At 71.7% G+C, this 21,117-nt stretch carries 20 protein-coding genes and 1 pseudogene; 5 read left to right on the top strand and 16 right to left on the bottom strand.

The window, feature by feature from the left end; translation table 11 throughout:
* Positions 1–151 precede the first annotated feature (151 nt).
* Complete coding sequence (locus EDD40_RS30565) at positions 152–1,675, bottom strand: cobyric acid synthase (protein WP_123745996.1); 1,524 nt, start codon at positions 1,673–1,675, stop codon at positions 152–154.
* An 11-nt stretch (positions 1,676–1,686) separates the two neighbouring features.
* Here EDD40_RS30565 and EDD40_RS30560 point away from each other — a divergent pair, with 11 nt between their 5' ends.
* Entirely contained in the window at positions 1,687–2,415 is a 729-nt protein-coding gene (locus tag EDD40_RS30560) for an alpha/beta fold hydrolase (protein ID WP_246037925.1), read from the top strand.
* Between the two features lie 9 nt (positions 2,416–2,424).
* Here EDD40_RS30560 and map read toward each other — a convergent pair whose 3' ends face one another.
* The 6 genes and pseudogenes from map to dxr form a co-directional block, all read right to left on the bottom strand.
* Positions 2,425–3,282, bottom strand: coding sequence for a type I methionyl aminopeptidase (map, locus tag EDD40_RS30555; protein WP_123745995.1), 858 nt, complete (start codon positions 3,280–3,282; stop codon positions 2,425–2,427).
* Positions 3,283–3,410: 128 nt separating this feature from the next.
* Positions 3,411–5,225: a penicillin-binding transpeptidase domain-containing protein gene (locus tag EDD40_RS30550; protein ID WP_123745994.1), complete on the bottom strand. Its 1,815-nt coding sequence runs from the start codon at positions 5,223–5,225 to the stop codon at positions 3,411–3,413.
* A gap of 45 nt (positions 5,226–5,270) precedes the next feature.
* On the bottom strand, positions 5,271–6,125 hold the full coding sequence (locus EDD40_RS30545) for a GNAT family N-acetyltransferase (RefSeq protein WP_170185246.1): 855 nt from the start codon (positions 6,123–6,125) through the stop codon (positions 5,271–5,273).
* A gap of 82 nt (positions 6,126–6,207) precedes the next feature.
* On the bottom strand, positions 6,208–7,365 hold the full coding sequence (ispG, locus tag EDD40_RS30540) for a flavodoxin-dependent (E)-4-hydroxy-3-methylbut-2-enyl-diphosphate synthase (RefSeq protein WP_123745993.1): 1,158 nt from the start codon (positions 7,363–7,365) through the stop codon (positions 6,208–6,210).
* A 22-nt stretch (positions 7,366–7,387) separates the two neighbouring features.
* Positions 7,388–8,583, bottom strand: a pseudogene (locus EDD40_RS30535) (M50 family metallopeptidase).
* A gap of 1 nt (position 8,584) precedes the next feature.
* Positions 8,585–9,805, bottom strand: coding sequence for a 1-deoxy-D-xylulose-5-phosphate reductoisomerase (gene dxr, locus EDD40_RS30530; RefSeq protein WP_123745992.1), 1,221 nt, complete (start codon positions 9,803–9,805; stop codon positions 8,585–8,587).
* Positions 9,806–9,959: 154 nt separating this feature from the next.
* Between dxr and EDD40_RS30525 the strand changes: the two genes are divergently transcribed.
* The gene (locus tag EDD40_RS30525) at positions 9,960–10,226 is read left to right on the top strand and encodes a GlsB/YeaQ/YmgE family stress response membrane protein (RefSeq protein ID WP_123745991.1); all 267 of its coding nucleotides are present in this window, start codon (positions 9,960–9,962) and stop codon (positions 10,224–10,226) included.
* Positions 10,227–10,299: 73 nt separating this feature from the next.
* On the opposite strand, the gene EDD40_RS30520 is transcribed toward EDD40_RS30525, so the two are convergent.
* The gene (locus EDD40_RS30520) at positions 10,300–10,950 is read right to left on the bottom strand and encodes a response regulator (protein ID WP_123745990.1); all 651 of its coding nucleotides are present in this window, start codon (positions 10,948–10,950) and stop codon (positions 10,300–10,302) included.
* 2 nt (positions 10,951–10,952) lie between these two features.
* A complete protein-coding gene (locus tag EDD40_RS30515) occupies positions 10,953–12,614 on the bottom strand; it encodes a sensor histidine kinase (RefSeq protein WP_123745989.1) in 1,662 nt (553 codons plus the stop codon).
* A gap of 208 nt (positions 12,615–12,822) precedes the next feature.
* Here EDD40_RS30515 and EDD40_RS30510 point away from each other — a divergent pair, with 208 nt between their 5' ends.
* Complete coding sequence (locus EDD40_RS30510) at positions 12,823–13,080, top strand: DUF2631 domain-containing protein (protein ID WP_246037923.1); 258 nt, start codon at positions 12,823–12,825, stop codon at positions 13,078–13,080.
* 159 nt (positions 13,081–13,239) lie between these two features.
* Here EDD40_RS30510 and rlmN read toward each other — a convergent pair whose 3' ends face one another.
* On the bottom strand, positions 13,240–14,346 hold the full coding sequence (gene rlmN, locus EDD40_RS30505; protein ID WP_123745987.1) for a dual-specificity RNA methyltransferase RlmN: 1,107 nt from the start codon (positions 14,344–14,346) through the stop codon (positions 13,240–13,242).
* A gap of 132 nt (positions 14,347–14,478) precedes the next feature.
* Here rlmN and EDD40_RS30500 point away from each other — a divergent pair, with 132 nt between their 5' ends.
* The gene (locus tag EDD40_RS30500; RefSeq protein ID WP_201436946.1) at positions 14,479–15,135 is read left to right on the top strand and encodes a PadR family transcriptional regulator; all 657 of its coding nucleotides are present in this window, start codon (positions 14,479–14,481) and stop codon (positions 15,133–15,135) included.
* A gap of 1 nt (position 15,136) precedes the next feature.
* On the opposite strand, the gene EDD40_RS30495 is transcribed toward EDD40_RS30500, so the two are convergent.
* Positions 15,137–16,120, bottom strand: a complete 984-nt coding sequence (locus EDD40_RS30495; protein WP_123745985.1) for an aldo/keto reductase — start codon at positions 16,118–16,120, stop codon at positions 15,137–15,139.
* A gap of 24 nt (positions 16,121–16,144) precedes the next feature.
* A complete protein-coding gene (locus EDD40_RS30490) occupies positions 16,145–16,891 on the bottom strand; it encodes a class I SAM-dependent methyltransferase (protein WP_123745984.1) in 747 nt (248 codons plus the stop codon).
* Between the two features lie 54 nt (positions 16,892–16,945).
* Between EDD40_RS30490 and EDD40_RS30485 the strand changes: the two genes are divergently transcribed.
* Entirely contained in the window at positions 16,946–17,761 is an 816-nt protein-coding gene (locus EDD40_RS30485; protein WP_123745983.1) for a VOC family protein, read from the top strand.
* Between the two features lie 49 nt (positions 17,762–17,810).
* Here EDD40_RS30485 and EDD40_RS30480 read toward each other — a convergent pair whose 3' ends face one another.
* The 4 genes from EDD40_RS30480 to tsf all read right to left on the bottom strand — a co-directional run bounded on the left by EDD40_RS30480 (position 17,811) and on the right by tsf (position 21,009).
* Positions 17,811–18,656 (bottom strand): phosphatidate cytidylyltransferase, encoded by an 846-nt coding sequence (locus tag EDD40_RS30480; protein ID WP_123745982.1) that lies wholly within the window; start codon positions 18,654–18,656, stop codon positions 17,811–17,813.
* 83 nt (positions 18,657–18,739) lie between these two features.
* Positions 18,740–19,297 (bottom strand): ribosome recycling factor, encoded by a 558-nt coding sequence (frr, locus tag EDD40_RS30475; RefSeq protein WP_106613536.1) that lies wholly within the window; start codon positions 19,295–19,297, stop codon positions 18,740–18,742.
* Positions 19,298–19,343: 46 nt separating this feature from the next.
* Positions 19,344–20,054: a UMP kinase gene (gene pyrH / locus EDD40_RS30470; RefSeq protein ID WP_236595242.1), complete on the bottom strand. Its 711-nt coding sequence runs from the start codon at positions 20,052–20,054 to the stop codon at positions 19,344–19,346.
* A gap of 139 nt (positions 20,055–20,193) precedes the next feature.
* Positions 20,194–21,009, bottom strand: a complete 816-nt coding sequence (gene tsf / locus EDD40_RS30465; protein WP_123745980.1) for a translation elongation factor Ts — start codon at positions 21,007–21,009, stop codon at positions 20,194–20,196.
* Positions 21,010–21,117: the final 108 nt, after the last annotated feature.

Here is a 21,117-nt window from a genome sequence, read left to right as displayed (position 1 = left end):
CGTCCACGACGGACCCACGCGGGCAGCGCCGCCCGGCTTGCCGGTCGGGCAGCCACCCGCCGCCGTCGCCGATCCGGTCGTCCGCACGTCTCCGCCCACCGGTGGCACCATCACGCGACTTGTCGGTCGCGCGCACCGCGGTCGGATGCCGTCAGGCGACAGGTGGCGCACCCGCCGGGGGGATGACCGGCAGCCCGGGTGGCACGCCCTCCTCCAGCAACGCCCACACCGCGTCGGTGTCGAGGTGCTCGGCGACCAGGTCGCCGAGCAGGTCGAGCTGAGCGGACCGCCGTCCGGCGAAGTCGACGTCCGGCGCGGGGGTGAATCCTTCCCGACCCGCGTGGCCGGCGGCCCAGCGCAGGAACGCCCGGCGGAAGCCGTCGTTCTCCAGCAGGCCGTGCCAGTGGGTGCCCGCGACCCGGCCGCGCAGCGCGCCCTCCGGCGTGCCGTCCGGCAGGGTGAGGAGCCCTTCCTCGGCGTTGCGGGTGACCACGCCGTGGTGGATCTCGTAGCCCGTGACGCGCTCGCCGAGCGCGTCGCCGTGCGGCGTGCCCAGCGTCTTGCCCGGCTCGAACCGCACGTCCACGTCCAGCAGCCCCAAGCCCTCGACCACGCCCGCGCGCGACTCCACCGCGTCCTCGATCGTCCGGCCGAGCATCTGGAACCCGCCGCAGACGCCGAGCACCGGCCCGTCGTGCGCGGCGATCGCGTCGGCCAGGCCGGTGGCGCGCAGCCAGCGCAGGTCGTCCACCGTCGCCTTCGACCCGGGCACCACCACGAGGTCCGCGTCGGCCAGCCGGGACGGCTCGGTGACGAACCGCACCGACACGCCCGGCTCGCACGCCAGCGCCTCGACGTCGGTGGCGTTGGAGATGCGCGGCAACCGCACCACGGCCACCCGCAGCCACTGGTCGCCGCGCGGCGGCTCGGGCCGGCCGATCACGCCGTCCGCCGCGTAGGACAGGGAGTCCTCCGCGTCCAGCCACAGCTCTTCCCGCCACGGCAGCACGCCGAGCACGGGACGCCCGGTGAGGGCGTGCAGCTGCCGCAGGCCCGGTTCGAGCAACGCCGGGTCGCCGCGGAACTTGTTCACCACGAACCCGCCGACCAGCGCCTGGTCGGCCGGGTCGAGCAGGGCCAGCGTGCCGAACAGGTGCGCGAACACCCCGCCCCGGTCGATGTCGCCGACCACGAGCACCGGCAGGTCCGCCGCCCGCGCCAGGCCCATGTTCGCGATGTCGTTCGCCCTGAGGTTGATCTCGGCGGGTGAGCCCGCGCCCTCGCAGACCACCACCTCGAAGTCGTCGCGCAGGCCGTCCAGCGTGGTCAGGACCGTGGCGAACAGCTCGGCCTTGCGCTCGCGGTAGGACAGCGCGGACACCTCGCCGACCGCCCGGCCCAGCACCACGACCTGCGAGCTGCGGTCGCCGCCCGGCTTGAGCAGCACCGGGTTGAACCGCACGCTCGGCGCCAGCCCGCACGCGGCGGCCTGCACCGCCTGCGCCCGGCCGATCTCGCCGCCGTCGGCCGTCACGACCGAGTTGTTGGACATGTTCTGGGCCTTGAACGGGGCCGTCCTCACCCCTTGGCGGGTGAGCCACCTGCACAGACCCGCCGCCAGCACGCTCTTCCCCGCGTCCGACGTGGTGCCGGCCACCAGCAACGCACTGCGCACAATGTCCCCTCGTGTCGGTCCCGGCTGACATCATCCACCGCATGGTCGACGTCCCCGCCACCGCGGTCCTGGTGCACAGCCCCTACCTCGGGCCCGCGAGCATGCGCCCGCTCGCCGACGCGCTGGCCGAGCGCGGTCACCCCGTGGTGCTGCTCGACCTGCGGGTGAACGTCAACGCCGCACCCGTCCACCAGCGGTTGCTCGGGGTGTTCGCCGACGCCGTCGAGGACGCCATGGTCGAGGGCGACCTGGTGCTGGTGGGGCACAGCGGCGCCGGTCCGCTGCTGCCCGCGTTCGCCGACGCCCTGGAGACCCCCGTGCGCGGGCTGGTGTTCCTCGACGCCGACCTGCCCACCCCGGGCCGGAGCTGGCGCGACGACGCGCCGGCCGAGCGGATGGCGCACCTGAAGACCATCTCCCGGGACGGCCTGATGCCGCGCTGGGACCTCTGGTTCGCGCCCGAGGCGCTGTCGGCGATGGTGCCGGACGTGCGGCTGCTGGAGGAGATCGTGGCCGAGGCGCCCGAGGTGCCGCTGGCGTTCCTCAAGGAGCCCCGGCCCACCGTGGCGTGGACCGGGCCGTGCTCGTACGTGCGGCTCAGCGGCGCCTACGACACCGCCGCCTCGGCGGCCCGGGAGCTGGGTTGGCCGGTGGTGGAGCTGGACAGCCACCACCTGGGCGCGGTGACGTCGCCCGCCGAGGTGGCGGCGGCCCTGGCGCCGCTGCTCGGCATGCGGTGAGGCGCCCGCTCAGCAGACGGTGAGGATCTCCGCGCCGTCCGCGGTGACCACGATCGTGTGCTCGAACTGGGCGGTCCAGCTCTTGTCGCGGGTGGTGACCGTCCAGCCGTCGTCCCACAGGTCGTGGTCGATGCCGCCGAGGGTGATCATCGGCTCGATGGTGAACGTCATGCCCTCTTCGATCACCGTGGGCACGTGCGGCGCGTCGTAGTGCAGCACGACCAGGCCGCTGTGGAAGGTGCGGCCGATGCCGTGGCCGGTGAAGTCGCGCACCACGCCGTAGCCGAAGCGGTTGGCGTAGGACTCGATGACGCGGCCGACCACGTTGAGCTGCCGCCCCGGCTTCACCGCCTTGATGGCGCGCATGGTGGCCTCGTGCGTGCGCTCGACGAGGAGGCGGGCCTCCTCGCTCACGTCGCCGGCGAGGAAGGTGGCGTTCGTGTCGCCGTGCACGCCGCCGATGAACGCGGTGACGTCGACGTTGACGATGTCGCCGTCCTCGACGACGGTCGTGTCGGGGATGCCGTGGCAGATGACCTCGTTGAGCGAGGTGCAGCAGGACTTGGGGAAGCCGCGGTAGCCGAGCGTGGACGGGTACGCGCCGTTGTCGCACAGGAACTCGTGCGCGACCGCGTCGATCTCGTCGGTGGTCACGCCGGGCACGATCACCTTGCCCGCCTCCTGCAACGCCTGCGCCGCCAACCTGCCCGCGACGCGCATCGCCTCGACCACCTCGGGCGGCTGCACCCAGGGATCGGTGTTGCGCTTGGGTTCAGGCCGGTCGACGTACTCGGGCCGCTCGATCCTGGCGGGCACCGGACGGCGGGGGGACAGCACACCTGGCTGGAGGACGGCACGCGCGGACATGCCTCCAGATTACGGCTCAGCGTGATGAGGCATGCGCCACGTGTCCCCTACGCGGTCACCTCGACCGTTCCGGGCGCGGCGGCAGCGGTTCGGGCGGCCCGCCCACCCCGGCCGCGGACCGGCGCACCTCAGCCGAGGGCGGCCAGGAAGCGGGCGGTGGCCTCGACCGCCGGGGCGGAGCTGTTGGTGCCCAGGAGCAGGGTCGCGAACGCGATGTCACCCCGGTAGCCGACGAACCAGCCGTGCGAGTTGGTGCCGTCGCCGAACTGCGCCGTGCCGGTCTTGCCCCGCACGTCCCCGTGCGGCTTGAGCTGCGGCGCGGTGCCGGTCTCGACCACTTCCCGCATCATCGCCCGCAACGGCTCCAGCACGGCGGGTGTCGGCGGGGTCGGGGTGTGGTCCACCTTCGTCTCCCGGCCCTTCAGCAGCGTCGGCACCGGCATCTTGCCCGTCGCCGTCGTCGCCGCCACCAGGGCCATGCCGAACGGGCTCGCCAGCAGCTTGCCCTGGCCGAAGCCGTCCTCCGCCCGCTCCACCACGTCGGTGGCGGGCGGCACGGAACCGGTGATCGTGGTGATCGCCGGGATGTCGAAGTCGACGCCGAGGCCGAACGAGTCCGCCGCCTCGGTCAGCGCGTCCGGCTCCATCGCGGCCGCGAGCTGCGCGAACGTCGTGTTGCAGGAGAAGGCGAACGCCGAGTGCAGCGGGATCGTGCCCTTGTCGAACTCGTGGTCGTTCGGCACGACCCGGCGACCGTCGACGACCGTCGTGCCGGGGCACGGCAGCGGGGTGTCCGCCGTCGCCTGCCCGGACGACAGCGCCGCCGCCGCCGTCACGATCTTGAACGTCGACCCGGGCGGGTAGCGGCCGGACAGCGCCATCGGGCCCGCCTCGTCGGCCGGTCCGTTCTGCGCGACCGCCAGCACGTCGCCGGTCGACGCCTGCAACGCCACCAGCATCGCCGCCTGCGGCACGGGCTCCAGCGCGTCCTCCGCCGCCACCTGCGCCGAGCGGCTCAACGCGGTCGAGATCGCCTGCGCCGCCTCCGGCGCCTGCTCGTGCAGCGTCTCCACCTCGTCGCCGGCCGCGTTCACCGTGTACACGCGCAGCCCGGCCTTCCCGGCGATCTCCTCCTCCACCGCCTTGCGCACGGCGGGCAGCACCTGCGAGCCGAACGTGCGCGACGGCGCCAGCAGGCTCGTCTGCGTGGTGAACCGCACCCCCGGCAGCTCGTAGATCGCGGGCTTCACGGTCTGGTAGTCGGCGTCGCGCAGCGCGGCCACCTGGTAGACCTGCCCGGCGGGCGCCTTCGACACCCCGTCCACGATCGCCAACTGGGTGATCGCGGGGTCGATGGGCGTCAGCGCCGCGGCCAGCGCGGCGGCCACCGCGTTGAGGTCGCCCGCGTCCTTCGCGTCGAGCAGGACCGACACGACCTGCTCCGGCGCGAGCAGCGGCGTGCCGTCCCGGTCGAGCACGGGCGCCAGCGCGGGCTTCACCTCGGCCACGCCGAGCGACTGCTGCACGGCGAGCTTCGGGTGCACGACCGAAGGCGCCCAGTGCACCTTCCAGTCGTCCTCCTCGCGCCGGAGGTCGAACTTCGTCTGGTAGCTCCACGCGTGGTCGTGCCCGAGGTCCCAGTCGAGCCGCGCGGTCGCGTCGGCGGTGGTCGACTCGCCCGTCGAGCCCACCTGCTCGACCTCGGCGGCCAGGCTCTCCGGCTTGAGCACCTCGCGGACCTTGCCCAGCAGCTCCTTGGCGTCGGCCGGGTCGTCGGTGAGGCCGGCCGCGCCGTCCACGTCGCCCGCGGCGAGCTTGGCCAGGAAGTCGCCCGCCACCTGGTCCGGACCGGGACGGGAGGAGAACAGGCCGCAGCCGCTGACGAGCAGCAGGACCACCCCGGGAAGGACCAAGCGGGACAGGGACGGCTTGCGCGCGATCACGGCGCCGAGTATGCCCGGTGCGATCGACCGCACGCCGCGACGGTCTCAGAACAGCACGGTCGCGTACTGGCCGACCTGGGCGAAGCCGATCTTGCGGTAGGCCGCCTTGGCCACGTCGTTGTAGGAGTTCACGTACAGCGACGCGGTCCGGCCCATGCTCTTGACCAGGCGTTCGGCCACCGCCGCGGTGCCCGCCGCGCCGATGCCGTGCCCGCGGCGGTCCGGCCGCACCCACACGCCCTGGATCTGGCCCACCTGCGCCGACATGGCCCCGATCTCGGCCTTGAACACCACGTCGCCGCCTTCGAACCGGGCGAACGCCCGCCCGGCCGCGATCAGCTCGGCCACCCGCGCCCGGTAGGACACGCCGCCGTCCTCGGCGCACGGGTCGACGCCGACCTCCTCGATGAACATGGCGATCGCGGCGGGCAGGTACCGGTCGAGCTCGTCCGGTCGGACCGGCCGCACCAGCGGGTCCAGCGGGATCGACGGGCTGCCGCCCAGCGCCATCAACGGCTGGTCGGCGCGCACCTCGCGGGCCGGTCCCCAGTCCGGGGACAGCTCCTCCCACAGGCCGAGCACCTGCTCGGAGGGCCCGACCAGCGACGAGCACATGCGGCCGCGACGGCGGGCGCGGTCGGCGAAGCTGCGCAGCGCGGGCGTGTCGCCGCGCAGCGGGATCAGGTTCGGACCGGCGAAGCACAGCGCGTCGACCCGGCCGCCCCGCAGCGACCGGTGGTCGTACGCCCACACCTCGCCGCCGAGCCGCCACGGGTCGAGCCCCGCGACCTCGACCCGTGCGGCGACCATGCAGGACGCCACCGGGTCGGCCGCCAGCACGGCCAGCACCTCGGACAGGTCCCGCTCGTCGAGCAAACGCGCGCCAGCCAACCTCAGCACGCCGTCAAGCCTGCCAGATCGACCCCGTTACCCGCGCGTCCGCCACCCGCTCAGCCGACTGCCGGCCCACGTCCGACGGCGCTCAGCCGACCGTGACGACCGGTTCGCCGCCCTCGACGGTCTCGCCCATCTCCTCGGCGATCCGCATGGCCTCTTCGATCAGGGTCTCCACGATCTGGTGCTCGGGGACGGTCTTGACGACCTTGCCCTTGACGAAGATCTGGCCCTTGCCGTTGCCCGAGGCGACACCGAGGTCGGCCTCACGCGCCTCGCCCGGCCCGTTCACCACGCAGCCCATCACGGCGACCCGGAGCGGCACCTCCATGCCCTCCAGACCGGCCGTGACCTGCTCCGCCAGGGTGTAGACGTCGACCTGGGCGCGGCCGCAGGACGGGCACGACACGATCTCCAGCTTGCGCGGGCGCAGGTTGAGCGACTGGAGGATCTGGTGCCCGACCTTCACCTCCTCCACCGGAGGAGCCGACAGCGACACCCGGATCGTGTCCCCGATGCCCTGCCGCAGCAGCGCGCCGAACGCCACCGCCGACTTGATCGTGCCCTGGAACGCCGGGCCCGCCTCCGTCACACCCAGGTGCAGCGGGTAGTCGCACTGCTCGGCCAGCAGCTCGTACGCCCGGACCATCACCACCGGGTCGTTGTGCTTCACCGAGATCTTCAGGTCGTGGAAGTCGTGCTCGGCGAACAGCGACGCCTCCCACAGCGCCGACTCCGCCAGCGCCTCCGGCGTCGCCTTGCCGTACTTCGCCATCAACCGCGGGTCCAGCGAGCCCGCGTTCACGCCGATGCGGATCGGCGTGCCGTGGTCCCGGGCCGCCGCCGCGATCTCCTTGACCTTGTCGTCGAACTTCTTGATGTTGCCGGGGTTCACCCGGACCGCCGCGCAGCCGGCCTCGATCGCCGCGAACACGTACTTCGGCTGGAAGTGGATGTCCGCGATGACCGGGATCTGCGACTTCTTCGCGATCGCCGCCAGCGCGTCCGCGTCGTCCTGCGACGGGCACGCCACCCGCACGATGTCGCAGCCGGCCGCCGTCAGCTCCGCGATCTGCTGGAGCGTGGCGTTCACGTCCGCCGTCACGGTCGTCGTCATCGACTGCACCGACACCGGGAACTCACTCCCGACACCCACCGAACCCACCATGAGCTGGCGGGTCTTGCGCCGCTCCGACAACACCGGAGGAGGCATCGCCGGCAGGCCGAGCATGACGCCGTCACTCATGAACTGGCACCTCTCACTGGGATCACTGGAAGAGCTTGATCGGGTTGACGATGTCCGCGGTGATCGTCAACAACGTGACCGATCCGCCGACGAAAATCACGAAGTAGGTGAGCGGCAAGAGTCGCAGGTAGTTGACCGGCGCGCCGGCCGGCAGCCCGCGCAGCTTCCGGATCCAGTCTCGCACCCGCTCGTACAGGTTGACGGCGATGTGACCACCGTCAAGCGGCAGCAGCGGCAGGAGGTTGAACACACCCACGAAGAAGTTCAGGCCCGCCAGCATCAGCCAGAACAGCTGCCACAGGCCGCGGTCGACCGCCTCGCCGCCGAGCCTGCTCGCGCCGACCACGCTGACCGGGCTGTCGATGTCGCGCTCGCCGCCGCCGATGGCCTCGATCACGGCCGGGATCTTCTTCGGGAAGTTGATCAGACCGCGCCAGGTGTTCTCGAACATCGTGCCGGTGAACGAGGTCGCGCCGCCGATGGCGGTGATCGCGTTGTACTCGAAGTTGCGCTGCTGGATGACGCCGATCGCGCCGACCTCTTCCTTGTAGCGCGTGCCGTCCTTGCGCTCCAGCTCGCGCTCGACCCGGGCGACGTCGGCGGTGAGGGTCAGCTCGCGGCCGTCGCGCAGCACCCGGAACTCGGTCGTGCCGCTGCGCTCGCGGGTCTTGGTGAGCACGTCGGCCCAGGTGGGCGTGGCCGCGCCGGCCACCGCCACGATCTCGTCGCCGACCTGGAAGCCCGCGTCCTTGGCCGGCGCGGGCGCGCCGGGCGCGCACTCGGCGTCGGTGCTGCTCTGCACGCACGGGGCGACCTCGGCGATCATCGCGCTGTCGCGGAGGTTCGGGATGCCCATGGTGAAGGCCATGAAGTACAGGATCACGAAGCCCACGATGAAGTGGGTGATGGAGCCCGCGGACAGCACCACCACGCGCTTCCAGGTCTTCTGCCGGTTGAACGCGCGGTGCTGGTCCTCCGGCGCGACCTCCTCCAGCGCGGTCATGCCGGTGATCTCGCAGAAGCCGCCCGCCGGGATCGCCTTGAGGCCGTACTCGGTCTCGCCGCGGCGGAATGACCAGATCTTCGGACCGAACCCGATGAAGTACCGGTCACCTTCATCCCGAACATCTTCGCGGTGGCCAGGTGGCCGAGCTCGTGCAACGCGATCGAGATGCCGATGAGCAGGGCGAACAGCAGAATGCCCAGGAAAACGAGCACGTCAGTCCCTTCCAGACCCCACCGAAGTGGCCACGAGTTCCCGCGCCCGCGCCCGGGCCCATTGCTCCGCCGCGAGGACTTCGTCGACGTCGACCGGCTCGTGCGCCCAGCCGTCCGCCTCCGCGAGCACCCGTTCGACAGTGTCCACGATGGAGGTGAACGACGTGCCGCCGCCGAGGAAGACCGCGACCGCTTCCTCGTTCGCCGCGTTGTACACCGCCGGCAGGCAGCCACCGCCGGAGCCCGCCTGCCTGGCCAGCCGCACCGCCGGGAACGTCTCGTCGTCCAGCGGCTCGAACGTCCACGCCGTCGCCACGTCGAAAGTACACGCGGCGGCGGCGCCGGGGATGCGGTCCGGCCAGCCCAGCGCCAGGGCGATCGGCAGCTTCATGTCCGGCGGGCTGGCCTGGGCGAGGGTGGAGCCGTCGGTGAAGGTGACCATCGAGTGCACGATCGACTGGGGGTGCACGACCACGTCGATGCGGTCGTAGGGCACGTCGAACAGCAGCTGCGCCTCGATCAGCTCCAGGCCCTTGTTGACCAGGGTGGACGAGTTGACGGTGATGACCGGGCCCATCGACCACGTGGGGTGCTCCATGGCCTCGCGCGCGGTGACGTCGGCGAGCTGGGCGCGGGTCCGGCCGCGGAACGGGCCGCCGGAGGCCGTGAGGACGAGCTTCGCCACCTCGTCGGCCCGGCCGCCGCGCAGGCACTGGGCCAGGGCGGAGTGCTCGGAGTCGACCGGCACGATCTGACCGGGCCGGGCCGCCTTGAGCACGAGCGGGCCGCCCGCGATCAGCGACTCCTTGTTGGCCAGGGCGAGGGTCGCGCCCGCTTCGAGGGCGTGCAGCGTCGGCGCCAGGCCGATCGAGCCGGTGATGCCGTTGAGCACCACGTCGGCCGGGGTGGAGTCGACCAGGTCGGTCATCGCGGTCGGGCCGGCCAGGATGCGCGGCAGCTTGAACGCCCCTCGGGCGTAGCCGCGCTTCTGCGCCTCGGCGTAGAGGGCGAGCGTGACGTCCTCGACCGCGGTGGCCCGGGCGACGGCCACGGCCTGGACGCCGAACTCGACCGCCTGGGCGGCGAGGGCGGCCGGGTCGGCGCCGCCGGCGGCCAGGCCGACCACGGTGAACCGGTCGCGGTTGGCGGCGATGACGTCGAGGGCCTGGGTGCCGACGGACCCGGTCGACCCGAGTACCAGGACCGTGCGTGGTGTGCTCATCACCCACCATTGTTCCCGAGCCGACCTGATAACCCGCACAGCGGTACTTTGATAACAGAACGATAACGAGCGCGTGGCATCACTCGAACGTGGGCATTCCTCGATCAAGCGCCCGACGGATCCGCCCGTCGCGGCCATCAGGAAGGAGAGCCCCGTGGGCATCTTGGGTTGGATCGTCCTCGGCCTCATCGCGGGTGCCATCGCCAAGGCCATCATGCCAGGTCGGGACCCCGGCGGCATCATCATCACGATGCTGCTCGGCATTGTCGGCGCCATCATCGGCGGCTTCGTCGGTCGGGCCATCTTCGGCACCGACATCAACACGTTCTTCGACCTGAGCACCTGGCTGCTCGCCATCCTCGGCTCGCTGATCGTGCTGGGCGTCTACCGCATGGTGACCGGTTCCCGAGCCAGGGCCTGACGTCCGCGAAAACCACTGACCACCGGGTGTGCCCCGTCGGCTGACCGACGGGGCACACCCCTGTGCGCACCCCTCAGTTCGCCAGCCCCGCGTCCCGGGCCAGCAAGGCGGCCTGCACGCGGTTGGTGAGCCCCAGCTTGGCCAGCAGCCTGCTCACGTAGGTCTTCACGGTCGCCTCGCTCATGTGCAGGCGCTGCCCGACGTCGGCGTTCGACATCCCCAGCCCGAGCAGGGCCAGCACCTCGACCTCGCGGTCGGTCAGCCCCTCGACCTGGCGCATCGCCGCCTGCCGGCGCGGCTGACCCACCTGCGCCACCATGCCCACCACCCGACTGGTCACCATGGGTGACAGGTAGGCCTCGCCCGAGTGAACCGCGCGCACGGCGCGCAGCAGCTCTTCCGGGGCGGAGTCCTTCAGCAGGAACCCGGCGGCGCCGTCGGACAGCGCCCGGACGATGTTGTCGTCCTCGCCGAACGTGGTGAGCATCACCACCCGCACCGAGGGTGCGACGGACCGCAGCTCGCGCGCCGCCGCCAAACCGTCCAGGCGGGGCATCCGGATGTCGAGCACGGCGACGTCCACCCGCCGCTCCTGGGCGATCCGGACGGCTTCCCGCCCGTCACCGGCCTCGGCGACCAGTTCGATGTCGTCGGCGGTGCCGAGGATGGCCTTGATGCCCGCGCGCATCAGCGGCTCGTCGTCGGCGATGAGGACCCGGATCACTGTCACAACTCCTGCAAGTGGGTGTTCTTCTCGACCAGCGTGCCGTCGGCGAAGCAGAACCGCACGATCTTGGTCGCCCGCGAGGAGTAGGTCTGCACGTCGGCCACGCGGTACTCGCACCGCGCCCCGGCGGGTTCCGGCCCGGCGTCGGAGTTGAGGTCGCCCAGCGGCGGCTCGGCGCCACCCGGGAGCCTGGCCATCACCTCCGCCTCCGACTGCCCGACCGACACCGAGTCGTACAGCTCGTCGGACACCACCTTGGTGACGGGCTGCGACCCGATCCACGTGTAGCCGCCGACGACCACGAGCACCACGACCCCGGCCAGCACGATCGAGCCGACACCCGCCCACTTGCGGATGCCGGTGGGCTTGGCGGGTTCGGGCTGCTCCTCGTCGGACGGCTCGTCACCGGCCGCGGCGGTGTCCTCGTACGGCAGCACGGCCGCGATGCGGAACCCGCCGGCGGGCAGCTCGCCCACGTGCAGCATGCCGCCCGCCAGCCGCACCCGCTCCCCCAACCCGATCAGGCCGAACCCGGCGCCGCCCGGCAGCTTGGCCCGCGGCGGGTTGTTCCGCACCTCCACCACCAGCGCGTCCGGCTCGTACTTCACGGTCACCTGCACGCTCGCGCCCGGCGCGTGCTTGTTGGCGTTGGTCAGGCCCTCCTGGGCGATGCGGTACGCGGCGTGGCTGACCTTCGCGGGCAGCGGCACGGCCTGGCCGCCGCGCACGAGGCTGACCCGCACACCGGCCCGCCGCGCGCCGTCGACCAGCTCGTCGATCGCGTCCACGGTCCGGTTGTCGGCTCCGCCGACGGTGGTCCGCCGCCCCTGGTCCTCTTCCGGCTCCTCGTCGCGCCGCAGCACGCCGATGACCCCGCGCAGCTCCTCCATCGCGGTGAGGGCCGCGCTGCGCAGCACCTGCACCGCCTCGCGCTGGCGTTCGCCGAGACCGGTGTCCATGGTGAGCGCGCCCGCGTGCACGGAGATGAGGCTGAGCCGGTGGCCGAGGCTGTCGTGCATGTCCTGCGCGATCCGGTTGCGCTCGCGCAGCCGCACCTGGCGCGACACCATCCGCCGCTCCCGCACCACCCGTTCCTCGCGTTCCTGCAACGCCGCGACCAGCGCGTTGCGCTGCGCCACGTACCGGCCGACCAGGAACGGCAGCGCCACGACCATGCAGTAGACGGTCAGCATCACCCACTGGCCGAACGGCCCGGACAGGCCGGGCGCGGACACGCCCCAGGCGAACATGTGCAGGGCGAGCGCGAGGACCGCGGTGAGCAGCGAGCGCTGCCACGGCGTGATCCGGTAGCCGGCGGAGTAGGACAGCATGACCACCATCGCGACGCCGCCGTGCTCGGCGCTGAACACCACCCAGGTGGCCACCAGCAGGGCCAGCGCGGGGAACAGCAGCCTCGACAGGAAGATCGCGACGTAGCCGACTCCCAGGGCGATCAGCACCCACCCGGACGACCGCCAGTCGCCGGAGACCCAGCCGGGGAACACGTCCAGCCCGAGCAGCACGACGACGGCCAGCACCTCGCGCGCCACCCGCCAGGGCGTGAGCTCGCCGAGCCGCTCGGCGTGGGCGCGCAGGAACGCGGCGGGCGCCTCCCGGAGATCCGGCAGGACGGGCCGGAGCCGCTGAACGACAGACGTCACAGGTGACCACGGTAAAGAACCAGCCGCCCGCCGGCCGCGTTCGTTGGTCTCGAGCCTCGCCGACGAAAGTTGACGCAGGTGACATGCCCGCCGCGCACCGCCCGACCGCAGCCGCTCCGGTGCCGCGCACCTCACGTCTCGCCTGGCACGCCCGTGTGCGACGATGACGCCGTTGGTGAACGTGATCGGGCAGGAAGGTCGTGCGGCTGTGTCTTCGTCCTCGGAACTGGACAAGCGTCCGGCGGTCGACCCCCACGAAGAGCCCTCGGCCGAGTGGGGTTGGCACGGCGGCTTCCCCAAGGGCGTCAAGATCGCCGGCTGGCTCTCCACCCTGGCCGTCTTCGGCCTGCTGATCGGCAACCACCACGGCCGGACCGAGAACATCTGGGTGATCCTCGTGGGTCTCAGCATGGCCGCCCTGCTGATCTGGGACCAGGTCCGCAGCCGCACCTCCTGGCGCCGCTAGCCCACCCCGACCGGCCTCTTCCCCGAGGCCGGTCGACAGTCGCGCCGCCTCGGCGGCGCGGCTTCAGCCCAGGGCCGCGTCCGCAGGAGCGCGAACCTCGACCGCGACCTCGTCGACGCGGGACGTCGGATCAAGGTCGCGGTCGAAGAAGCCTGCTGATCAGCCTTCCGCGGCGAGCTGGCCGCAGGCGGCGGCGATTTCCTGGCCCCTGGTGTCACGCACGGTGCACGCGACGCCCTGGTCGTTGACCCGGCGGACGAACTCGCGTTCCACCGGCTTCGGCGACGCGTCCCACTTGGAGCCCGGCGTGGGGTTCAGCGGGATGACGTTGACGTGCACCAGTTGGCCCAGGTGCCTGCGCAGCAGCTTGCCCAGCATGTCCGCGCGCCACGGCTGGTCGTTGATGTCGCGGATCAGGGCGTACTCGATCGACACCCGGCGGCCCGTGCGGTCGGCGTAGCCGCGAGCCGCCTCCAGCACCTCGGCGACCTTCCACCGCGTGTTGACCGGCACCAGGGTGTCGCGCAGCTCGTCGTCCGGCGTGTGCAACGACACCGCCAGCCTGACCTGGAGGTTCTCCTCCGTCAGCTTCCGGATCGCCGGCACGAGCCCGACCGTGGACACCGTGACCGAGCGCTGCGAGATGCCCAGGCCGTCCGGTGCCGGGTCGCAGATGCGGTGCACCGACTCGACCACGCGCTTGTAGTTGGCCAGCGGCTCGCCCATGCCCATGAACACGATGTTGGACAACCGCCCCGGCCCGCCGGGCAGCTCGCCGTCACGCATGGCCGCCGCGCCGCGCCGCACCTGGTCCACGATCTCCGCGGTGGACAGGTTCCGGGTCAGGCCGCCCTGCCCGGTGGCGCAGAACGGGCACGCCATGCCGCACCCCGCCTGCGACGAGATGCACAGCGTGGCGCGGTCCGGGTAGCGCATCAAAACGCTCTCGACCAACGTGCCGTCGTGGGCGCGCAGCAACGTCTTGCGCGTCGTGCCGCCGTCGGCCTCGACGCTGCGCAGCTCCGTCCACAGGGGCGGCATCAGGTCGGTCACCAGGCGTTCGCGCGTGGCGGCGGGGATGTCGGTCATCGCGTCGGGGTCGACGGTCAGCCGGCCGAAGTAGTGGTTCGACAGCTGCGCGGCGCGGAAGGGCTTCTCGCCGAGTGCGGCGACGGCCTCTCGACGCTGGTCGGCGGAGAGGTCGGCGAGGTGGCGCGGCGGCAGCCCGCGCTTGGGCGCGTCGAAGACGAGGGGGAGGGCAGTCATAGCGCCCTCCAGTGTCCCACGTGCGCGCGGCAGCCAGGACCACACCGACTGCGACGGCCATCACCGTTGCATCGCGATACGTTCCGATATATCGTCGACACGTCGCAACCGATCGATACAAGGAGCATGAAGATGCACTTCCACGGACACAGGCACCACGAGCACAGGCTTCACCGCGAGCACGGCTTCGGCGACCCGCGGCAGGGTTTCGGCGGCGGGTTCGGCGGCGGCTTCAACCGCGGCGGCCCGTTCGGCGGCCCCCCGGTCCCGCCCGAACCGCCGGGTTTCCCCGGTCACGGCCGGGGACGGGGCCGCGGCGGCAGGCAGCGCAAGGGCAACGTCCGCACGGCGGTCCTGGCGCTGCTCGTCGAACGCCCCATGCACGGCTACGAGATGATCCAGGAGATCGGCGGCCGCACGGACGGCCTCTGGCGGCCCAGCCCCGGCTCGGTCTACCCGACCCTGCAGATGCTGGCCGACGAGGGCCTCGTCGCCTCCACCGAGGAGGCGGGCGGCAAGAAGCTGTTCACGCTGACCGAGTCCGGCCGCGAGGCGGCCGGGAAGCTCGAGGGCGCGCCGCCGTGGCAGCAGGTCAACGAAGACCTCGACCTGCACGCGGCGAAGCTGCGCACGGCGGCACGGCACCTCGGCGCGGCCATGCAGCAGATGGCGCACGCGGGCACGCGTGAACAGCAGGCGCGGGCCGTCGAAGTCCTCAGCGAGGCCCGCCGCAAGCTGTACGCGATCCTCGGCGAGCTCGACGTCGAGGAAGACAACCCGGAAGAGTGAACTACCAGCGGTCGTGGACCAGCGGCCGGATCAGCGAGTCGTACACCGACCGCACCTCGTCCTGCGCCTGCGCGGACAACGGCGCGAGGTCCGCGGCGGCCGAGTTGGCGCGAGCCTGCTCGGCGTTGCGGGCGCCGGGGATGACCACGGTGACGCCCGGCTGGTCCACGATCCACCGCAGCGCGAACTGCGCCATGGTCGCGCCGGACGGCACGAGGGCGCGCAGCCGCTCCACCGCCTCCAGCCCGACCTCGAACGGCACGCCGGAGAACGTCTCGCCGACGTCGAACGCGTCACCGTTGCGGTTGTAGTTGCGGTGGTCGTCGGTCCCGAACGTGGTCGACGCGGTGTACTTGCCGGACAGCAACCCCGAGGCGAGCGGAACGCGGGCGATGATCGCCACGCCCGCTTCCGCCGCCGCGGGCAGCACCCGCTCCAGCGGCTTGAGGCGCAGCGCGTTCAGGATGATCTGGACGCTCGCGACACCCGGTCGGGCGATCGCGGTCAACGCCTCCTCGACCGTCTCCACGCTCACGCCGTACGCGGCGACGCGGTTGGTCTCCACCAGCTCGTCGAGGGTGTCGAACACCTCGTCGGTCGAGTAGACCGGCGTCGGCGGGCAGTGCAGCTGCACCAGGTCGAGCGTGTCGACGCCGAGGTTGGCGCGCGACCGGTCGTTCCAGGCCAGGAAGTTCTCGCGGCGGTAGTTCTCCGGCACCTGGTCGACGCGGCGGCCCATCTTGGTGGCCACCGTGATGCCCGCGTCGCCGCGCTCGCGGAGGAACTTGCCGATCAGCGTCTCGCTGCGGCCGTCGCCGTAGACGTCGGCGGTGTCGAAGAAGTTCACGCCGGTGTCGGCGGCGGCGTGCAGCACCGCCAGCGCGTCGGACTCCTCGACCTGGCCCCAGTCCGCGCCGAGCTGCCAGCAGCCCAGACCCACGACGCCGACCTGCCGACCCAACCTGCCCGCGTTCCTGTTCTCCACGCCCCGAATCCTAGGTGAGCGCTCTCAGGGCAGCACAATCCCGACCGGCTTGCGCCTCACGTGGACGCGGTAGCCGACCTCGAACGACAGTCCGGGCGTGCGCGCGATGGCCTTCTCCGCGACGGTTTCGGAGAACTCGATGCGCAACACGGCTTCCAGGTCTTCACGGCGTTCGAACCGCCACAGCGCGCGCACGCGCCGCAACGAGAACCCCTGATCGGCGAAGAACCGCTCCACGTCCGCCGGGTTGTAGCGCGGCTCGTCGGCGCACAGCCACGGCCCGTACGGCTCGGCCGTGCCGTCGAGGTCCACGATCGCCAGCGCGCCGCCCGGCCGCAGCACCCGGTCGGCCTCGCGCATCCCCGGCTCGCAGCCGGGACCGAAGAAGTACGCCGTGCGCGCGTGCACCAGGTCCGCGGTCGCGTCGCGCAGCGGCAGGCGCTGCGCGGGACCGGCGACCACCTCGGCGTTCGGCACGTCCGCCACCCGCGCGCGGGCGCGCTGCACCAGCGGGGGGTGCGGCTCGACGCCGATGACCGAACGCGCCTCCCGCGCGAGCAGCGGCAGGTGGAACCCGTCGCCGCAGCCGACATCGACCACGTCCCGCCCGGCCCAGTCGCACTCCTCGCGCAGCGCGCGCCAGATGGCCCCGTCCACGTCCTGGGCGCGGTTCTCGACCTCGTAGAGCTCGGGCCAGTGCCAGATGTTCGGGCTCGGCAGGACGTCGACAGGCCGGACTGCGGCCAACGCGGCGCGGACGAATCCCTTCACGGGACGACTTTAGAGCCGTAGCGTGATCGAACAAGCGCTGGCAGGAGGTACCCGGTGTCGATCGTCCCCCATTCTCCCGCTCTGGCCGAGTTGCACCACGGCTCGCCGTGCTGGGTCGACCTCGCCACCGCGGACCTCCAGGCCACGGTCGACTTCTACTCGGGCCTGTTCGGCTGGTACTTCTCCGACGTCGACGGCAACGCGATCGCCCTGGTGAACGGGTTGCCGGTGGCCGAGCTGGTCGTCGCCGACAAGCCGAGCGCCTGGACGCTGTACCTGAACACGCCGCACGCCCGCGCCACCGCCGAGAAGGCGCACGCGTTGGGCGGGGAGGTGCTCGGCGAGCCCTCGGACACCGTCACCGTGCTCGCCGACCCGACCGGCGCGGTCGTCGGCTTCCGGCACGTGCCACCCGACTGGGTGTTCGGCGCGGACGGGCACGGCGCGTACGCGTGGGCCGAGCTGAACACGCGCGACGGGCACGCCGCGGACGAGTTCTTCCACGAGCTGTGCGGGTACGAGATCACCCAGATCGGTGACGGCCAGGCGGTGGACTACACGCTGTGGGCCATCCAGGGGAACACCGTGCTCGGGCGGCAGCGGATGGGCCGGGCGTTCGCGCCGGAGACCCCGCCGCACTGGATGGTGTACTTCACCGCGGCGCCGGAGATCGGCACGGACTCGGCCGCGACCAGGGTGCTGGAGCTGGGCGGACGCGTCACCGTGGAGCCGTACGACACGCCGTTCGGCCGGATCACGGTCGTCGCGGACCACACGGGCGCGGTGTTCTCGGTGATCGATCCGTCCCGCACCACCCCGCTGTCCGACGAGGACACCGGCTCACGCGTGGACGACCCGTACGACGACTAGCGAGGTCGGCTTCCGGGTGACCTCGCCGCCGTCCGCGGCGCGGTGTCGGTCACACGAACAGGTGCAGCAGCAGCCAGGCGACGACGGCCGAGGGCAGCAGCGAGTCCATCCGGTCCATCAGGCCGCCGTGACCGGGCAGCAGCGTGCCCATGTCCTTGATCCCGAGGTCGCGCTTGATCAGCGACTCGACCAGGTCGCCCGCGGTCGCGGTGACGACGAGGGCCGCGCCGAACAGCACGCCCTGCCACCACTGGCCGTCCAGCATGAGGCCCACGGTGAGCGCGCCGCCGACCATGCCCGCCACCATCGAGCCCGCGAAACCCTCCCAGGACTTCTTCGGGCTGATGGTGGGGGCCATCGGGTGCTTGCCGAACAGCACGCCGGCCACGTAGCCGCCGGTGTCGGACAGCACGACGCCGATCAGGAACGCCAGGACGCGGAACACGCCGTCGTCCGGCACGACCAGCATGACCGCGAACGCCGCGAACACGGCCACGTAGGCGACCGTGAAGATGGACGCGGTGACGTCGCGCAGGTAGCCGTCCGCGCCGTCCTTGAGCCGCCAGATCAGGCACACCAGGATCGTCACCACGAACGCGCTGAGCACGCCGCCGCGCTCGTACGGCCAGGCCAGCCACACCACGGCCTGCCCGCCGGCCAGCACGGGCAGCAGCGCCACCCGGATGCCCGCGCCGCGCCGCAACGCGCCCGTCAGCTCGTACATCGACACGGCGACCGCGATCGCGACGACGCCCACGAACAGCTCGCGCACCGTGAACAGCGCCACGAGGATGACGGCGCCCAAGCCGACGCCCACGGCGATGGCCGCGGGCAGGTTGCGCCCCGCGCTTGACGCGCTCTTCTCCGGCGCGCCCTGGTCACCGCCGCCTGACACCTGCTGTGCTCCTATCACGGCCGTGCACCGGCCGAGCCAAGCGCGCGGGCACCTCGCCCGACCCGCCGAACCGACGTGACCACCTAGACCTCGAGCAGCTCGGCTTCCTTGTGCTTGACCAGCTCGTCGATCTGGGCGACGTAGCGGTGGGTGACGTTCTCCAGTTCCTTCTCGGCCCTGGTGCCGTCGTCCTCGCCGACCTCGCCGTCCTTGACCAGGCGGTCCAGCTCTTCCTTGGCCTTGCGGCGGATGTTGCGGACGGACACCTTGGCGTCCTCGCCCTTGCCCTTGGCGACCTTGACCATCTCGCGGCGCCGTTCCTCGGACAGCTGAGGGATCACCACGCGGATGATCGAGCCGTCGTTGCTGGGGTTCACGCCCAGGTCGGAGTCGCGGATGGCCTTCTCGACCGCGTTGAGCTGGGTGGCGTCGTAGGGCTTGATCACCGCCATGCGCGCCTCCGGGATGGCGACGCTGGCGAGCTGGTTCAGCGGGGTGGGTGAACCGTAGTACTCGACCACGATGCGGGAGAACATCGAGGGGTTGGCGCGGCCGGTGCGCACCGCGGCCAGGTCCTCCTTCGCCACGGACACCGCTTTTTCCATCTTCTCCTCGGCGTCGAGGAGGGTCTCGTCAATCACGGCTGACTCCCTTGGTGTGCGCAGTTCGGCTCGAATCCCAGCAGGTCTAGAAGGACGGGCGACCACCGGGGGTGCTCACCAGCGTGCCGATCTTCTCACCACGCACGGCTCGCGCGATGTTCCCCTCGGTGAGCAGGTTGAAGACCATGATCGGCATGTTGTTGTCCATGCACAGGCTGAACGCGGTCGCGTCGGCCACGTTCAGGCCGCGTTCGAGCACTTCCCGGTGGGTGATGTTGTCGAACATCTGCGCGTCCGGGTCGATCTTGGGGTCAGCGGTGTAGACGCCGTCCACGGCCTTGGCCATCAGCACGACCTCGCAGCCGATCTCCAGCGCCCGCTGCGCGGCGGTGGTGTCGGTGGAGAAGTACGGCATGCCCGCGCCGCCGCCGAAGATCACCACGCGCCCCTTGTCGAGGTGCCGCATGGCCCGGCGGGGGATGTAGGACTCGGCGATCTGGCCCATCGTGATGGCGGTCTGCACCCGGGTCTCGATGCCGTGCTCGCGCTCCAGGAAGTCCTGCAGGGCGAGGCAGTTCATCACGGTGCCGAGCATGCCCATGTAGTCGGCGCGGCTGCGGTCCATGCCGCGCTGCTGCAGTTCCGCGCCGCGGAAGAAGTTGCCGCCGCCGATGACGACCGCGACCTGGACCCCTGTTCGGACCACCGCGGCGATCTGGCGCGAGACGGTCTGCACGACGTCGGGGTCGACGCCGACCCCGCCACCGCCGAACATCTCGCCGCCGAGCTTCAGCATCACCCGGCGGTAGCCCTGGATCGGCTCCTCGTCGGCGTGGTCGGCTTTCGCGTGGTCTACCTCTGCGCTCACAGGTACTCCTCTGGACACGGCAAGGGCGGGGTCGCGACGTCTGCGCGCAACCCCGCCCTCACGCGAATCAGGCCTGGCCGACCTCGAACCGGGCGAAGCGGGTCACGGTGACACCGGCCTCGTCCAGCACGGCCTTGACGGTCTTCTTGGACTCCGTCACGGACGACTGCTCCAGGAGCACGACGTCCTTGAAGAAGCCGTTCACGCGACCCTCGACGATCTTGGACAGCGCCGCTTCCGGCTTGCCCTCCTCGCGAGCGGTCTCCTCGGCGATGTGGCGCTCGTTGGCCACCACGTCCGCGGGGACGTCGTCGCGGGTGAGGTAGCGCGGACGCATCGCGGCGATCTGCATCGCGGCGCCGCGGGCGGCGTCCTCGTTGTCGCCGGTGTACTCGACCACCACGCCGACGGCGGGCGGCAGGTCGGCGGCACGGCGGTGCAGGTAGGTGGTCACGGTGCCGTCGAAGATGGCGACCTTGGCCAGCTCCAGCTTCTCGCCGATCTTGGCCGAGAACTCCTGGACGACCGCGTCGACGGCCTTGCCGTCGAGGTCGGTGGCCTTGAGCACCTCGACGTCGGCCGGGCGGGTGGCCTTGGCGACCGCGACGATCCGCGCCGCCAGCTCCTGGAAGTCGGCGTTCTTGGCGACGAAGTCCGTCTCGCAGCGCAGCTCGATCATCACGCCGCCCTCGGCCATGACCAGGCCGTTCGAGGTCGTGCGCTCGGCGCGCTTGTCGACGTCCTTCGCGCCCTTGATGCGCAGGATCTCGACCGCCTTGTCGAAGTCGCCGTCGGTCTCCTCGAGCGCCTTCTTGCAGGCCATCATGCCTGCGGCGGTCAGCTCGCGGAGGCGCTTCACGTCAGCGGCGGTGTAGTTCGCCATCGTGCGATTTCCGTTCCTTCTGCGGTCTGGTCGTCGGCTTCGCTCGCCGACGCGTTTACGCGCTTGGGGTGGTGCTGTTCCGGCTGTTCAGCGCCGGCGCCGTGCGCA

Source organism: Saccharothrix texasensis (assembly GCF_003752005.1).
GTDB lineage: Bacteria > Actinomycetota > Actinomycetes > Mycobacteriales > Pseudonocardiaceae > Actinosynnema > Actinosynnema texasense.
This window is presented reverse-complemented; position numbering and strand designations above follow the sequence as displayed.

What these genes read in the sequence shown, in the direction of transcription:
- pyrH (WP_236595242.1), bottom strand. Translation starts at nt 20,054, where the DNA reads ATGCTGAAGCTCGGCGGCGAGATGTTCGGCGGTGGCGGGGTCGGCGTC.
- rlmN (WP_123745987.1), bottom strand. Translation starts at nt 14,346, where the DNA reads ATGACTGCCCTCCCCCTCGTCTTCGACGCGCCCAAGCGCGGGCTGCCG.
- ispG (WP_123745993.1), bottom strand. Translation starts at nt 7,365, where the DNA reads ATGAGTGACGGCGTCATGCTCGGCCTGCCGGCGATGCCTCCTCCGGTG.
- EDD40_RS30500 (WP_201436946.1), top strand. Translation starts at nt 14,479, where the DNA reads ATGCACTTCCACGGACACAGGCACCACGAGCACAGGCTTCACCGCGAG.
- map (WP_123745995.1), bottom strand. Translation starts at nt 3,282, where the DNA reads ATGTCCGCGCGTGCCGTCCTCCAGCCAGGTGTGCTGTCCCCCCGCCGT.
- tsf (WP_123745980.1), bottom strand. Translation starts at nt 21,009, where the DNA reads ATGGCGAACTACACCGCCGCTGACGTGAAGCGCCTCCGCGAGCTGACC.
- dxr (WP_123745992.1), bottom strand. Translation starts at nt 9,805, where the DNA reads ATGAGCACACCACGCACGGTCCTGGTACTCGGGTCGACCGGGTCCGTC.